Origin of the sequence: Streptomyces sp. Da 82-17 (genome assembly GCF_046098215.1) — a bacterium.
GTDB lineage: Bacteria > Actinomycetota > Actinomycetes > Streptomycetales > Streptomycetaceae > Streptomyces.
In genome coordinates this window covers 103,996-118,539 of sequence record NZ_JBJURH010000016.1, presented here as the reverse complement: position 1 = coordinate 118,539, position 14,544 = coordinate 103,996, and the positions used below count along the sequence as shown (strand labels likewise).

16 protein-coding genes are annotated in these 14,544 nt (G+C 71.5%); 12 read left to right on the top strand and 4 right to left on the bottom strand.

All coding sequences use genetic code 11. The features are described from left to right. Positions 1-2: 2 nt before the first annotated feature. The 4 genes from uraH to ACIDOF_RS25385 all read right to left on the bottom strand — a co-directional run bounded on the left by uraH (position 3) and on the right by ACIDOF_RS25385 (position 1,720). Positions 3-401 (bottom strand): hydroxyisourate hydrolase, encoded by a 399-nt coding sequence (gene uraH, locus ACIDOF_RS25400; RefSeq protein ID WP_282543271.1) that lies wholly within the window; start codon positions 399-401, stop codon positions 3-5. Further along, positions 398-934 carry a 2-oxo-4-hydroxy-4-carboxy-5-ureidoimidazoline decarboxylase gene (gene uraD / locus ACIDOF_RS25395; protein ID WP_409008398.1) on the bottom strand — a complete coding sequence of 179 codons (537 nt, stop codon included), beginning with the start codon at positions 932-934 and terminating at the stop codon, positions 398-400. Before uraD ends, uraH begins: the two co-directional genes overlap by 4 nt. Positions 935-1,094: 160 nt before the next feature. Beyond that, a complete protein-coding gene (locus tag ACIDOF_RS25390; RefSeq protein ID WP_409008397.1) occupies positions 1,095-1,472 on the bottom strand; it encodes a helix-turn-helix domain-containing protein in 378 nt (125 codons plus the stop codon). Continuing rightward, positions 1,469-1,720: a hypothetical protein gene (locus ACIDOF_RS25385; protein ID WP_409008396.1), complete on the bottom strand. Its 252-nt coding sequence runs from the start codon at positions 1,718-1,720 to the stop codon at positions 1,469-1,471. Before ACIDOF_RS25385 ends, ACIDOF_RS25390 begins: the two co-directional genes overlap by 4 nt. Before the next feature lie 148 nt (positions 1,721-1,868). On the opposite strand from ACIDOF_RS25385, the gene ACIDOF_RS25380 reads away from it, so the two are divergent. The 12 genes from ACIDOF_RS25380 (at position 1,869) to ACIDOF_RS25325 (ending at position 14,506) form a co-directional block, all read left to right on the top strand. After that, a complete protein-coding gene (locus tag ACIDOF_RS25380) occupies positions 1,869-2,951 on the top strand; it encodes a sigma-70 family RNA polymerase sigma factor (RefSeq protein WP_409008395.1) in 1,083 nt (360 codons plus the stop codon). 428 nt (positions 2,952-3,379) lie between these two features. Beyond that, positions 3,380-4,315, top strand: coding sequence for an ABC transporter ATP-binding protein (locus ACIDOF_RS25375; protein WP_409008394.1), 936 nt, complete (start codon positions 3,380-3,382; stop codon positions 4,313-4,315). Then, complete coding sequence (locus tag ACIDOF_RS25370) at positions 4,312-5,076, top strand: MlaE family ABC transporter permease (protein WP_409008393.1); 765 nt, start codon at positions 4,312-4,314, stop codon at positions 5,074-5,076. Before ACIDOF_RS25375 ends, ACIDOF_RS25370 begins: the two co-directional genes overlap by 4 nt. Positions 5,077-5,082: 6 nt before the next feature. Next, a complete protein-coding gene (locus ACIDOF_RS25365; protein ID WP_409008392.1) occupies positions 5,083-5,901 on the top strand; it encodes an MlaE family ABC transporter permease in 819 nt (272 codons plus the stop codon). Between the two features lie 5 nt (positions 5,902-5,906). Next, entirely contained in the window at positions 5,907-7,175 is a 1,269-nt protein-coding gene (locus tag ACIDOF_RS25360) for an MCE family protein (RefSeq protein ID WP_409008391.1), read from the top strand. Next, the gene (locus ACIDOF_RS25355; RefSeq protein ID WP_409008390.1) at positions 7,172-8,221 is read left to right on the top strand and encodes an MCE family protein; all 1,050 of its coding nucleotides are present in this window, start codon (positions 7,172-7,174) and stop codon (positions 8,219-8,221) included. The genes ACIDOF_RS25360 and ACIDOF_RS25355 overlap by 4 nt, the downstream gene beginning before the upstream one ends. After that, on the top strand, positions 8,218-9,249 hold the full coding sequence (locus tag ACIDOF_RS25350; protein ID WP_409008389.1) for an MCE family protein: 1,032 nt from the start codon (positions 8,218-8,220) through the stop codon (positions 9,247-9,249). Before ACIDOF_RS25355 ends, ACIDOF_RS25350 begins: the two co-directional genes overlap by 4 nt. After that, entirely contained in the window at positions 9,246-10,397 is a 1,152-nt protein-coding gene (locus ACIDOF_RS25345; protein ID WP_409008388.1) for an MCE family protein, read from the top strand. The genes ACIDOF_RS25350 and ACIDOF_RS25345 overlap by 4 nt, the downstream gene beginning before the upstream one ends. Continuing rightward, positions 10,394-11,701, top strand: coding sequence for an MCE family protein (locus tag ACIDOF_RS25340; RefSeq protein ID WP_409008387.1), 1,308 nt, complete (start codon positions 10,394-10,396; stop codon positions 11,699-11,701). Before ACIDOF_RS25345 ends, ACIDOF_RS25340 begins: the two co-directional genes overlap by 4 nt. Further along, entirely contained in the window at positions 11,701-12,984 is a 1,284-nt protein-coding gene (locus ACIDOF_RS25335) for an MCE family protein (protein WP_409008386.1), read from the top strand. The genes ACIDOF_RS25340 and ACIDOF_RS25335 overlap by 1 nt, the downstream gene beginning before the upstream one ends. Then, positions 12,981-13,541 carry a hypothetical protein gene (locus ACIDOF_RS25330; protein WP_409008385.1) on the top strand — a complete coding sequence of 187 codons (561 nt, stop codon included), beginning with the start codon at positions 12,981-12,983 and terminating at the stop codon, positions 13,539-13,541. The genes ACIDOF_RS25335 and ACIDOF_RS25330 overlap by 4 nt, the downstream gene beginning before the upstream one ends. 68 nt (positions 13,542-13,609) lie before the next feature. After that, a complete protein-coding gene (locus tag ACIDOF_RS25325; protein WP_409008384.1) occupies positions 13,610-14,506 on the top strand; it encodes a hypothetical protein in 897 nt (298 codons plus the stop codon). Positions 14,507-14,544 lie beyond the last annotated feature (38 nt).

Below are 14,544 nucleotides of genomic sequence, written 5' to 3'. Positions count from 1 at the left end.
TGCTAGCTCCCTCGGTAAACGGAGTAGCCGAACGGGTTGAGCAGCAGCGGTACGTGGTAGTGCTCGCCCGGCTTGACGGCGAACGTGATCGCCACCTCCGGGAAGAACGCACCGCTGTCCCGATTCGCGGGGGCGTCCTGCTGCGCCTCGGCTTGCTGGTTCTGCTGGGTCAGGAAGTACGCCTCGGTCTCGAAGTCGAGACGCACGTGGGTGGTGCCCTCCGGCAGGGCCGGGAGGTCCTTGCAACGCCCGTCGGCATCGGTCTTGGAGCCGCCGAGCGCGACGAACTCAGCGTTTCCGCCGCTGCGGGCGGAGAGCTGGATCGCGACGCCCTCTGCGGGGCGGCCCTTGCTGGTGTCCAGGATGTGCGTGGACACCGATGCCGTGGTGGCGGTGCTCATGCCTTGGTTCCTTCCTCTGCGGTTTCCGCCGGCTCCTCGACGAGCCGGGTGAGCCGAATGCGGTTGATCTTGCCCAGTTCGCGGCGGACGATCTCGCGCTCCTGCTCGGGCCCGTTCTCGATCCGGGTCCTGATCTGGTCGAGCATGAACTCGGCCGTGGCGCCGGTGGCGCAGATGAGGAAGACGTGTCCGAACTTCTCCTGGTAGGCCAGGTTCAGTTCGAGCAGTTCGGCCTTGAGCTCCTCGGAGGCCCCGGCCATGCCCCGCTGTTCACGGGCGGAGGTCGGGTCTCCCGGCTTCGGGCGGCCGATCGGCGGGTGCCCCGCCATGGCCTCCTCCAGGTCCGCGGTGGTCAGCTCGGCCATGGCGGCGTCGCTCGCGGTCAGGAGAAGGTCGGCCGTTGCGTACGGGCGCTGGGCGCTGATCTTGCTGCCCCAGGCCGAACTGGTGCACACCTCGTGGAGTTCCGCGGTGGCCGCAGCTTCCTCGAGGGAGTTGAACCGGGAGAGTCCCGGCGTGGTGCTCGAAGTCACGGGATTGCCTTCCGTGGCTGTGCTGGACGGGCTGCGAATAGCTAAGACCCTCAACAACACCGCGTCAACACTTTGTTGAAATATCTTGAACAAAGAAGCCGCCGCCCGGGCTCCGGGCGACGGCTTGTCCACTGCGCGTGACGAGGCGCTTGACCTCCCGCTAGTCGGTTTTGGCGGCGTTTTCCCTGTTCAGGTAGTTGTAGACGGTGAACCGGGAGACGCCGAGCGCGCCCGCCACGGTCTCCACGCCGTGCCGCACGGAGAACGCTCCGCGCCCTTCCAGTATCCGCACGACCTCCTGCTTCGACTTGCGGTCGAGCTCCGCGAGCGGCTGCCCGTAACGGCGCTCCAGGGCGGCCAGGATGTGGTCGAGGGAGTCGGCGAGCTGCGGCAGCCGTACGGCCAGCAGGTCCTCGCCCTCCCAGGCCAGCACGACGTCATCCGCGCCGGCCTCGTCGGGCCGGAGCAGCTCACCGCCCATGGCGTCCACCAGCGGCTTGACCGCGGTGACGAACGGGTGGTCTCGAGGCTCGGTCACCGCTCGCCCTCCCCGATCACGTTGACCTGCAGCGAGACGCGGGTGGCGCCGGCCGCGAGGGACCTGCGCAGCAGCGCGTCCACCGCGGTCAGGACCGCGTCGGCGCCGCCTTCCGCGGTGTTGCCGAAGGGGCCCACGTCGACGGCGTCGAGCTCGGCCGCCTGGATGACGTCCCGCGCCACCACCGCGTGTTCCGGGGCTTCGTCGAGGTCGAAGGGCTCGGTCGTGAACTCCACTCTCAATCGCACCCCGTCAACCTACTGCGCGCCCGCGGTTTTCCGCAGTCCCCCTCCCCACCCCCTCCCCAAGGCGGATACCGGGCGGTAATGTCGCGTACCCGCGAGGACGGGGCCGACGAGCGAAGACCCGAACCCGCTGGTGAGCACGGAGGAGCCTGTGGCGACGGAGAAGCACCCGGTGCGGCGGCCGCACCGCACTGGCCCCGGCCCCGACGGCCCCGACGGCCTCGATCCGGCCGGGCCCGGTGAGGCGGTGGACGCCGCGCGGTGGCATCGGGCGTGGAGCCACCGGGAGCAGCTGCTGCGGGTGGCGCGCCGCCGGTCGATGAGCGCCGAGGACGCGGAGGACGCCGTCCACGAGGCGATGGTCCGCGCGATGGAGCACCCCCACCTCGACGACGACCGCCTGGGCGCCTGGCTGACGACGGTCACGATCCGGCTGTGCGTCGACCGGTACCGGCAGGTCAGTCGCGAGGCGGAGGTACGTACGAGCCCTCGGCTGACGCTGCCCGCCGCGGTGCCGGTGGAGGACTCCGTGTGCGACCGGGCCGAGGCGCGCTGGCTGGCCGCACGCAGCGGAGAGCTGCCCGCACGGCAGGCCGAGGCGCTCTGGCTGAAGTCGGAGGACCTGGACGTCGCGCAGGTCGCGAAGAAGATGGGCCTGAGCTACCGGACCGTCGAATCGCTCCTGGCCAGGGCCCGCCGTACGCTGCGCAGCGCGCTCGCCGGGACGCTGGGGCTGCTGCTCTGGCTGCTCGGCCGAGGGCGGCCGTCGACCGGCGGGAAGGTGCAGGCGGCGGCGGTCACGGCCACGGCGGTGACACTGGCCGTGGCGGGGTTCGTGCTGCCGCACGTGGACGGCGGGCCGCGGCCCGCGCCGCCGGCGGCCGGTGACACGGCGTCCTCCGGGGCGGTCGCGGAGGGGCGCGGCTCGCAGAGCCCCGGGCCGCGGCGGTCAGGGGCCCGCCCCGCTCCCTCCCCGAGCGGTGCGCCCAGCCCTGCGGGCGGGACCCCGCTCCCGGTGGTCTCGGCTCTCCCGGCGGTGGACCTGCCGGAGGTGTCGCTGCGCGAGCTGGACGGGTTGCCGCGCCAGGGCCTCCCGAGCCTCCCGGTGAGCCTTCCCCCGACGCCGACGCTCCCCACGCCGGACGTCCCGACCCCCACGGGAACCCCCCGGGCCCCGAAGCCCCCGGCCCCCGAACTCGACCTTCCGACAGACGAGTTGCTGCCGACCCCCTAGCGCGGGGTTCTTCTCTCCCACCCCGCCCCTTCCCGAAAGTCCTCAGCGGACAGCACCGGGGCTCCGCCCCGGCCCCCGGGGCCGTCTTTCGTCTGCGGCGCCGCTGTGGTCGCTCGCGCAGTTCCCCGCGCCCCTTCCAGGGGCCCTGCCTGCCCCGGCTCCCCTCGCCCTCAGCCACGACGAAAGCCGCACACGAGCTCGCACCGCCGGCGGCTTTCGGGAAGGGGCGGGGTGGGGAACTGATCGAGCCCGTCCGGCGATTGAGGACGAGCGCGGAGCGCGACGAGGTGACGTGGCGGCCCCCGCTGTCGTTCGGGGCGGCCCGCGCTCAGCCCCGTAGAAGAAATTTTCCCCTCCCCGCGACGGACCCCGCACCCCCCGCCGTAGAGCAGATGTAAGGGCCCGCTCACGGCTGGAGGGTGAACCGGATGGGTGTCGAGATCTGCGTGGAAGGGCTGACCAAGTCCTTCGGCGATCAGGTCATCTGGCAGGACGTCTCCCTGACCCTGCCCGCCGGCGAGGTGTCCGTGCTGCTCGGCCCCTCGGGCACGGGCAAGTCGGTGTTCCTGAAGTCCCTCGTCGGGCTGCTCCGGCCCGAGCGCGGGTCGATCCGCGTCGCGGGCACGGACATCACGAAGCTGCGCGAGCACCAGCTGTACGAGGTGCGGAAGTTGTTCGGCGTGCTGTTCCAGGACGGCGCGTTGTTCGGCTCGATGAACCTGTACGACAACATCGCCTTCCCGTTGCGCGAGCACACCCGTAAGTCGGAGAGCGAGATCAAGCGGGTCGTGCTGGAGAAGATGGAGATGGTGGGCCTCATCGGGGCGGAGGAGAAGCTGCCCGGTGAGATATCCGGTGGCATGCGCAAACGTGCCGGCCTCGCCCGGGCACTCGTCCTCGACCCGGAGATCATTCTGTTCGACGAGCCGGACTCGGGCCTCGACCCGGTGCGCGTCGCCTATCTCAACCAGTTGATCGTCGACCTCAACGCGCAGATCGACGCGACGTTCCTGATCGTCACGCACGACATCGCCTCGGCCCGGCAGGTCCCGGACAACATCGGGCTTCTCTTCCGCCGCGAGCTGGTGATGTTCGGCCCGCGCGAGAAGCTGCTGACCAGCCGGGAGCCGGTCGTACGGCAGTTCCTGAACGGGCGGATGCAGGGGCCGATCGGGATGGCCGAGGAGAAGGACGCGGCCACCATGGCGCGGGAGGCCGTGCACTTCGGCGACGGGGACCGGAAGGATCAGCCCGGCGCCCTCGACATGACGCCGCGGCTGTTGCCCGGCCCCGGTATCGAGCGCCCGCCCCGCTGGCAGGCGATCGCCGAGAAGGAGGCCGCACGGGAGGGGACCCGTACATGAAACCCCTCAACGCCCTGCGCCACTCCGGCGACCTCTTCGCCATGAGCCTCGACGTGCTGCGCACGCTGCCCCGACGGCCGTTCCAGGTACGGGAGTTCGTGCAGCAGTCCTGGTTCATCGCGAGTGTGACCATCCTGCCGACGGCGCTCGTCTCCATCCCGTTCGGCGCGGTCATCGCCCTGCAGATCGGCGGTCTGACCCGGCAGTTGGGCGCACAGTCGTTCTCCGGCGCCGCGTCCGTGCTCGCCGTGCTGCGCGAGGCCTCGCCGATCGTGACGGCGCTGCTCATCGCGGGTGCGGGCGGCACGGCGATCTGCGCGGACCTGGGCGCCCGGAAGATCCGGGACGAGATCGACGCCATGCAGGTGCTCGGCATCGACCCGATCCACCGGCTCGTGGTGCCGCGGGTGCTCGCGTCGATGGTGGTGGCGGTGCTGCTCAACGGGCTCGTGTCGGTGGTGGGGGTGGCCGGCGGCTACTTCTTCAACGTGGTGCTGCAGAACGGCACTCCGGGCGCCTACCTCGCCTCGTTCACGACCCTCGCCCAGCTGTCCGACCTGTGGGCGGCCGAGCTGAAGGCGCTGGTGTTCGGGGCGATCGCCGCGCTCGTCGCCTCGTACAAGGGGCTGACCGCGAAGGGCGGGCCCAAGGGGGTCGGGGACGCGGTGAACCAGTCCGTGGTGATCACCTTCATGTTGCTGTTCGTCACGAACTTCGTGATGACCGCCGTGTACTTCCAGATCGTTCCGCAGAGGGGGTAGCGGGAGATGCGCAGTCCGCTGGACCGGCCGTTGCGCTCCCTGGAGGAGCTGGGCAGTCAACTCGCGTTCTACGGCCGCTCGTTGGCGTGGACGGGCCGTACCCTGCGCCGCTACCGGAAGGAGATCCTGCGGCTGCTCGCCGAGGTCAGCTTCGGCCGGGGCGCGCTCGCGGTGATCGGCGGGACCGTCGGCGTGATCGCGTTCCTGTCGTTCTTCACCGGCACCGAGGTGGGGCTGCAGGGGTACGCGGCGCTCAACCAGCTCGGCACGTCCAACTTCGTGGCGTTCCTGTCGGCGTACTTCAACACCCGGGAGATCGCGCCCCTGGTGGCGGGGCTCGCGCTGTCCGCGACGGTCGGCGCCGGGTTCACCGCACAGCTCGGCGCGATGCGGATCAGCGAGGAGACGGACGCGCTGGAAGTGATGGGCGTGCCGTCGCTGCCGTTCCTGGTGACGACCCGGATGATCGCCGGGTTCGTGGCCGTGATCCCGCTGTACGTGATCGGCCTGCTGTCCTCGTACTTCGCGGCGCGCACCATCACGACCGGCTACTACGGGCAGTCGGCGGGCACGTACGACCACTACTTCCAGCAGTATCTGCCGCCCGTGGACGTGCTCTGGTCCTTCGGCAAGGTGATCGTCTTCGCCGTCGTGATCATCCTGGTGCACTGCTACTACGGCTACTACGCGAGCGGCGGCCCGGCCGGTGTGGGCGTCGCGGTGGGCCGGGCGGTGCGCACCTCGATCGTCGCGATCAACGTCCTGGACTTCTTCCTCAGCCTCGCGATCTGGGGCGCCGTCACGACCGTACGAATAGCGGGGTAGGTGCCATGAGAACAGCGATCGCGGGTGTCTCCCGCGCCGCCCGGCTGCGGCTGTACGGCGTGGTGTTCCTCGCCGTGCTCGGCCTGCTGCTCGGGCTCTCGGTGGCCGCGTACCAGCAGGCGTTCACCCCCGTCGTACGGATCACCCTGGAGGCCGACGAGCTGGGCAACCAGTTGGAGCCGCGGGCCGACGTGAAGCTGCGCGGGCTGCTCGTCGGGGAGGTGCGGGAGGTCAGCGCCGACGGGTCGAAGGCGACGCTCGGGCTCGCCCTGAAGCCGGAGCACGTGGCGCGCATCCCGGCCGGCGTGCACGCGCGGCTGCTGCCGAAGACGCTGTTCGGCGAGAAGTACGTGGAGCTGGTCGCCCCGCGCACCTCGTCGGGGCGGTCGATCCGCGCGGGCGACGTCATCACCCAGGACCGCACGACCGTCGGCATCGAGGTGCAGCAACTCCTCAACGACCTGCTGCCGTTGCTGCGTACCGTCAAGCCCGGCGAGGTCAACGCGACCCTGAACGCCTTCGCGACCGCGCTCGACGGGCGCGGGGAGCGGATCGGCGACAACCTGACGCGCGTCGAGAAGTACCTGCGCCGCCTCAACCCGCGGCTGCCGTCCCTGAAGGAGGACATCGCGCGGTTCGCCGACGTGTCCGAGGTGTACGCGGACGCGGCGCCCGATCTGCTGCGGATCCTGGAGAACTCGGTGACGACCAGCCGCACGATCGTGGAGAAGCAGGACCAGCTGGCCGCCGCGCTCACCGGCACGGCCCGCGCGGCCGGCACCGGCGAGGAGTTCCTCGACGCGAACGGCGACCGCCTGATCACCCTCGGCCGCGTGTCCCGGCCGACGCTCGCCCTGTTCGACCGCTACGCGCCGCAGTACCCGTGCCTCCTGGAGGGCCTGGTGCGGCAGGACAGAGCCTCCGACCCGACCTACCGAGGCGGCAAGATGCACATCACCCTGGAGTTCGTCCACCCGCAGGACGCGTACGAGCCGGGCGACGAGCCGCAGTACGGGGAGCGGCACGGGCCCGACTGCCGTGGCCTGCCGCACCCGCGGATCCCGGCACCGCACGACGACCTCAAGGACGGCACGGAGGGCAGCGGCACGGGTGCGCGGCCCTCGGCGCCGGACGTGTCCGGCACCAAGTCCGAGCAGCGGGCGGTGGGTTCGCTGGTCGCGCCGGTCCTCGGCACGTCCCCGGACCGGGTGCCCGCGGTGGCGACGCTGCTGTTCGGGCCGATGGCGCGCGGGACGGCGGTGAGCGTCGCATGAAGGTCGGGAAGGCCACCGAGGTGGCGGCGCCGCTGGTGAAGTTCCTGCTGTTCGCGGTGGTGACGGTGATCGCGACGGCGCTGCTCGCGGCGACCATCGTGCATGTCGACTTCCGCCCCGAGCACACGTACCGGGCGGTGTTCAGCGATGTGACGAGCCTGGAGGAGGGCGACGACATCCGGGTCGCCGGGGTGCGGGTCGGTGAGGTCGAGGAGATCCGGATCAAGGACCGCACCAAGGCCGAGGTGTCCTTCACGGTCACCGAGGAGCGGCCGCTGTTCACCAGCACCCGCGCCGTGATCCGGTACCGCAGCCTCGTCGGCCAGCGCTACATCGCCCTGACCGAGGGCGCGGGCGGGACCACCCCGCTGCGGCCCGGCGGGCGGATCCCGCTGTCCCGTACGCAGCCGGCGCTCGACCTGAACGCGCTGCTCGCGGGGTTCAAGCCGCTGTTCGCCGCGCTGTCCCCGAAGGACATGAACCAGCTGGCGACCGAGATCATCAGGACGCTGCAGGGCGAGGGCGGCACCGTCGACAGCCTGCTCGCCCACACCGCGTCGCTGACCAGCACGCTCGCCGACCGGGACCGGCTGATCGGCTCCGTGATCGACAACCTCAACGAGGTGCTCGGCACGCTCGACAAGCGGGGCGCCCGGTTCTCCTCGCTGCTCGGGCAGTTGCAGCGGCTGGTGTCGGGGCTCGCGAAGGACCGCAAGCCGATCGGCGAGTCCCTGGTGAACATCGGCGACCTCACCGAGGCCACCTCGGGCCTGATCCACGAGGCGCGGCCGCCGCTGCGGGACGACCTGGCGGAGCTGACCGAGCTGACCGGAACGCTGAACAAGAACGAGAAGACCGTGGAGGGCGTCCTGCAGCGGCTGCCGAACAAGCTCAACAAGCTGACCAGGACGGCGAGTTACGGCTCCTGGTTCAACTTCTACCTCTGCGACTTCGACGGCCGCGTCGTGCTGCCGACGAGCAAGGGCAAGCCCGGGAAGGTGCTGACTCCCGAGCTGCACGTGGCGCGGGCGAGGTGCGGCGGATGAGCCCGCGGATACGGATACGCCTGCCCCGGATACGCCTCCCCTGGCGGACGACGCCGTTCCGGGAGCGCAACCCCGTGACGGTCGGCGTCGTCGGCCTCACCACGCTCGGCCTGCTCACCGCCGCCGCGTTCAACGCGGACGACCTGCCGCTGATCGGCGCGGGCGACACGTACAGCGCGGCGTTCTCCGAGGCCGGCGGGCTCAAGCCGGGCGACGAGGTGCGGATCGCCGGCGTGAAGGTCGGCAAGGTCGACGAGGTGGACCTCGACGGCGACCACGTGAAGGTCACGTTCCGGATCAAGGGCGACCCGGCGTTCGGCACGCGGACCGGCGCCTCGATCCGGATCAAGACCATCCTGGGCGCCAAATACCTGTCCCTGGAGCCGGACGGGCCGGGCCAGTTGGCTGCGGGCAGCGAGATCCCGCTGGGCCGCACGACGCCCGCGTACGACGTGGTGACGGCGTTCAGCGATCTGACGACCACGACGGAGAAGGTCGACACGGCGCGGCTCGCCAAGGCCATGGACACGATCTCGGCGACCTTCGAGGACTCCCCCGCCGAGGTGAAGGCGTCCATCAAGGGCCTGTCCAGGATCTCCCGCACGGTCGCCTCGCGCGACGCGCAGCTGCGGGAACTCCTCGACCACGCCAACGGCGTCACCGACGTACTCGCCGACCGCTCCGACGAGTTCGGCACCCTCGTGAAGGACGCCGACAAGCTGCTCACCGAGATCGCCAAGCGGCGGGCCGCGATCCACGAGCTCCTGAAGAGCTCGGCCACGCTCGGCATCGAGCTGTCCGCGCTCGTGAAGGAGAACCGCGAGCAGATCGGTCCCGCCCTGAAGGGCCTCGACCGGGTCGTGTCGATGCTCGAACGCAACTACTCCAGCCTGGAGCGCAGCGTCCAGCTCCTCGCGCCGTTCGTGCGCCTGTTCAGCAACACCCTCGGCAACGGCCGCTGGTTCGACAGCTACATCCAGAACCTGGTCGCCACCCCGGTGGTCCCGCGCAAGGGAGACTCCCGATGACCAAGCCCTCATGGGCGACCCGGCACGCGCGCCTGCTGAAGCGCACCGCGCTGCTCGCCGCCCTCGCCCTCGTCGCCACGCTCACCGTGGCCCTGTGGCCGAAACCCGAGCCGATGCGCGTCACCGCGTACTTCCCGCGCACCGTCGGCATCCACCCGGGCTCGGACGTACGGGTCCTGGGGGTACGGATCGGCGAGGTCCTGGAGATCGAACCGGAAGGCGAGCGGGTGCGGGTCGTCCTCACCTACGACGCCGAGCGCAAGGTGCCCGCGGACGCGAAGGCCGCGATCATCAACTCCTCGGTGGTGAGCGACCGTTACGTGCAGCTGCTGCCCGTCTACCGCAAGGGCCCGGCGCTGCGCAGCGGCGACGTCATCCCGCAGAGCCGCACCGCCGTGCCGGTCGAGCTGGACCGGGTCTTCGACTCGCTGCACACCACGGCGGAGGCGCTCGGCCCGCGCGGCGCCAACAAGGAGGGCTCGCTCGCCCGGCTGCTCGGCGTGAGCGCGGACAACCTCGAAGGGCAGGGCGGGAACCTGCACACCACGGTCGAGGACCTGTCGAAGGCCGTCGGCACGCTGTCGGACGGGCGCGGCGACCTGTTCGGCACCGTACGGAATCTGCAGGTGTTCACGGCCGTGCTCGCCAAGGACGACAAGAGCGTCAGGTCGTTCAACACCAGCCTGCGCAAGGTCGCCGACCAGCTCGCCGGGGAACGCAAGGACCTCGCGGCGGCCCTCCGGCACCTGGGTGTGGCGCTCGCCGACGTCACCGAGTTCGTACGCGACAACAAGAAGGCGCTGACCGAGGACGTGCGGGGCCTCAGCAAGGTCACCAAGGTGCTCGTCACGCAGCAGAACGCGCTCGCCGAGATCCTCGACACCGCGCCGACCGGCCTGGGCAACCTGCAGAACGCGTACAACAGCAGCTCCGGCACCCTCGACACCCGCAACAACGCCTCCGAGACCGCCCAGGACCCGGCCGGGCTGCTCTGCTCGCTGCTCGGCACGACCGGAGAACGGCGGGACGCGGAGTGCAAGGACCTGAGGAAACTGTTCGAAGCGCTGCCCAAGCTGCCGCAGGGGCACGGGAGTTCGAGTCAGGTGTCGCCCGACAAGACCCTCGGCGGAATCCTGGAGGCGGCGTGAACACCTTGCTGCGCAGAAGCGGCGCGGCCACCTGGGTCGCGCTCGGCTCGCTGTTCCTCGCGGGCTGCGACTTCCACGGCCTGTACGACGTGGACCTGCCGGGCGGCGCCGCCGACGACGCGGACGCCTACCGGGTCACCGTCGACTTCCGGGACGTCCTCGACCTGGTGCCGCAGTCCGCGGTGAAGGTCGACAACGTGACGGTCGGCGCGGTCGAGAAGGTCGAGCTGAAGGGCTGGCACGCGCGGGTACGCCTGCGCGTGGACCGGAAGGTGAAGCTGCCGGGCAACGCGGTGGCCGATCTGCGGCAGACCAGCATGCTCGGCGAGAAGTACGTGGCGCTCTCCCCGCCGCCGCAGGGCGAACCGGTGGGCCGGCTGCGCGACGGGGCCCGTATCCCGCTGTCGCGCAGCGGCCGCAACCCGGAGATCGAGGAGGTGCTCTCGGCGCTGTCGGCGCTGCTCAACGGCGGTGGCGTGGCCCAGTTGAAGACCATCACGGTGGAGCTCAACAAGGCCCTGGAGGGCCGCGAGAACCGGCTGAAGTCGCTGCTGAAGGAGCTGGACACGTTCATCGGCGGCCTCGACGAGCAGCGCGCCGACATCGTGCGGGCCCTGAAGGGCGTCGACCGGCTCGCGAAGCGGCTGCGGGACGAGAAGCGCACGGTCGGCCGGGCCGTCGACACCCTGCCCGGCGCCCTCGACGTGCTCGCCGACCAGCGCGAGGACCTGACGAAGATGCTCACGTCCCTCTCGAAGCTCGGCAAGACCGGCACGAAGGTCGTGAACGCGTCACGGGCGGACGTCGTCGCCAACCTCAACCATCTGCGGCCGATCCTGGAGCAGTTGAACAAGGCGGGCGACAACCTGCCCAACTCCCTGGAGCTGCTGACCACTTACCCGTTCCCGCGCAGCGCGACGAACGCCATCAAGGGCGACTACGTCAACCTCAAGATCACCGCCGACCTGGACCTGGCGAGCATCTACGGCAACCTCGCGGACGACCCGAAGAAGCCCGGCAAGCCCGGCGGCCCCGACACCCCGGACCTGCCGAAGCCGCCCGAACTCCCCGACGTACCGGACCTGCCGGGCGCCCCGGACGTGCCGAAGCCGCCGGACCTTCCGGACGCCCCGGACCTGCCGGACGGCGGAGACGGCGACGGAGGCGGCGGGGGGCTGTGTCCGCCGGTGTGCACGGGCGTCAGCCACACCGCGTACGGGCCGTACGGCTACGGGGACCGGTCCGGGCTGCCGCCCGGGGTCGATCCCGCGCTCGCCGAACTCCTGCTGAAGGGGCTGTTCTAGTGCTCACCCGCATGGTCAAGGTCCAGCTGCTCGCCTTCGCCACGGTCACGGCCGTCGGGTGCAGCTATGTCGGCGCCACGTACACGGGCATCGGCGACGCGCTCTTCGACGACCGGTACTCGGTGCGCGCCGACTTCGCCGAGTCCGGCGGCATCTTCGAGGGCGCCGAGGTCACGTACCGCGGCGTGCCCGTGGGCCGGGTCGGGGAGCTGCGGCTCGGCGGGACGGACGGGGTGTCGGTCGAGCTGGACATCGAGGACGAGGCGCGCATCCCTGCCGACACGCTCGCGGTGGTGGGCAACCGCTCCGCGGTCGGCGAGCAGTACGTCGACCTGCAGCCGCGCAGCGAGGGCGGGCCGGTGCTGCGGGACGGCTCGGCCATCGCCCGCGAGGACACCCGCGTGCCGCTCGCCACCACCGACCTGGTGCTCAGCCTCGACCGGCTCGTCAACTCGGTCGGCAAACGGGACCTGAAGGTCACCGTCGACGAGCTGGGCAAGGCCTTCGCGGGCACCGGGCCGCACCTCGGGCGCCTGGTGGACGACGGGAACGACCTCGTCGAGTCGGCGTCCGCCGCGCTGCCGGAGACGGTCGCGCTGATCGAGGACTCGCGGACGGTTCTGAAGACCCAGTCCGACCAGGGCTCGGCGATCAAGTCGTTCTCCGGCGACCTGGCCGCGCTGACCGACGAGTTGAAGGCCCGAGACGGCGACCTGCGGCGACTGATCGGCAACGGCGCGCCCGCCGCGCACGAGCTGGACGCCCTGCTCAAGGCGAACCGCACCCAACTCCCGGTGCTGATCGGCAACTTGATCAGCGGCGGCCAGGTGACCGTGGCCCGGCTGCCCGGCGTGGAGCAGGCCCTCGTGACGTTCCCGCTGACCGTCGCCGGGAGCTACACCGTCGTGCCCGGCGACGGCACCACCCACTTCGGCCTGGTCGCCGGGAAGGACGACCCGGCGCCGTGCCGCAGCGGCTACGGCACCCAGCGGCGCGACCCCGCCGACACCTCCGAGCGCCCCGCCGACACCGGTGCGCGGTGCACGGAGCCGCGCGGCAGCGGCACGTCGGTGCGCGGCGCGCAGAACGCGCCCGGCGGCTCGTCCCGTACGGCGGGCGGGGGCGGCGCGGACCGGGCGGCGCACGTCTCCCCGTACGACCCGGACACCGGCGCCTTCACGGGGCCGGACGGAAGGCCTGTCGAGATCGGCTCGACGGGCGGTGAACAGAACGCGTTCGGAAAGGACTCGTGGCAATGGCTGCTCGTAGGACCGATGGCATGAGCGGGGGCGGGGGTCTCCGCGCCTTCGCAGGGGTGCGGGCGCTGCGCGGGCTCGGCGCCCGGCTCGCGCGGGCGGCCCGTTCCTCCCGCGTCCCGGCGTACTCCCTCGCGGTGTCCACCGTCGTCGTGTCGGCGCTCGCGGTCTGGCTCGGGCTGCAGGTGTACGAGCAGCACGAGGCGGAGCAGCGGCGGCAGGACATCCTGGCCGCGGCCCGGCAGTCCGCCGTCAACTTCACCTCGCTCGACCACCGGCACTACGAGCGGGACAGCAAGAACGTCCTCAGGAACGCGACCGGCGAGTTCAAGAAGCAGTTCGCCGCCCAGACCGCGCAGTTGACGGAGCTGGTCGAGAAGAACAAGTCGGTGTCGAAGGGCCAGGTGCTGGAAGCGGGCATCACGAAGTCCGACGAGCGCACGGCCCGCGTCCTCGTCGTCGCCGACAGCAAGGTCACCAACACCGCCGCCCCCGAGGGCCAGGCCCGCACGTACCGCCTGCAGTTGGACCTCCGTCTGGAGGGCGGCCGCTGGCTGACGTCGGGGGTGGAGTTCGTGGGCTGAGCGCGCTCCGCCCCCCCTTTCCTGGTACGTCCCGCAAGACCCGCAAGTCCCGTTTAAGGAGAGACACCGTGGCGAACTCCAGCACCCGTGGCCGCGGCACCGGACCCGGCTCCCCCGGCCGCCGCACCCTGAACGCGGCGGCACGCGCCGCGGCCAAGCGGTCCGGCGGCGCCCGCCCGCAGACCGGCGACCCGCTGGCCGGCGTACCGGACGACCTCGTCAACGACCGGACGGGGCTGCCGGAGGTCGAGAAGGTCGTCGGCAAGGTCCTCAGCACGGCGCCGGGTGCGGGCCCGGAGGCGGAGGAGTCGCGCGACGAGCCGGCGGACGACTCCGACTCCGAGCCGGAGCCCGCCCCCGAGCCCGACCCTGATCCGGAGCCGGAGCAGGCTGCTTCGGCACCCGACCCGGCACCCGACCCGGCGCCCGATCCCTCCCCCGGCCCCGCACCCCGGACCGGCGCCCGTCGTGCCCGTCTCACCGCCGCCCTCGCCGTCCTGACCGTGGCCGCCCTCGTCGCGGCCGTTCTGCTCGGCGTGGAGTACCGGGAGGGCCGCCGGGTCGCCGAGGCGCGTACGGCCGCCCTGGAGGCCGCGCGTACGGCCGCCCCGCTGGTCCTCTCGTACGACCACCGGCGCCTCGACAAGGACTTCGCTGCGGCGCGCGAGCATCTGACCGGGAAGTTCCGGGAGGAGTACGGGCGGACCACGAAGAAGGTCGTCGCGCCCACGGCCGCGAAGTACAAGGGCGTCGTGAAGGCCTCCGTGGTCGCGCCGCCGGACGGGGGCGCGCCCGCGGCGTCGGTGGTGTCGGCGACGCCGGACCGGGCGGTCGTGCTGCTCTTCGTCAACCAGGTCACGCGCAGCACGCGCGTCTCCGACTCCCGGGTCGACCTGAGCCGGGTGCGGATGACGCTGACGCGGACGGCCGACGGGTGGAAGGTGAGCGCCGTCGACGCGCTGTAGCCGCCGTCTCCCGCCCCTCTCGGAGCGCCTCCCCCGGC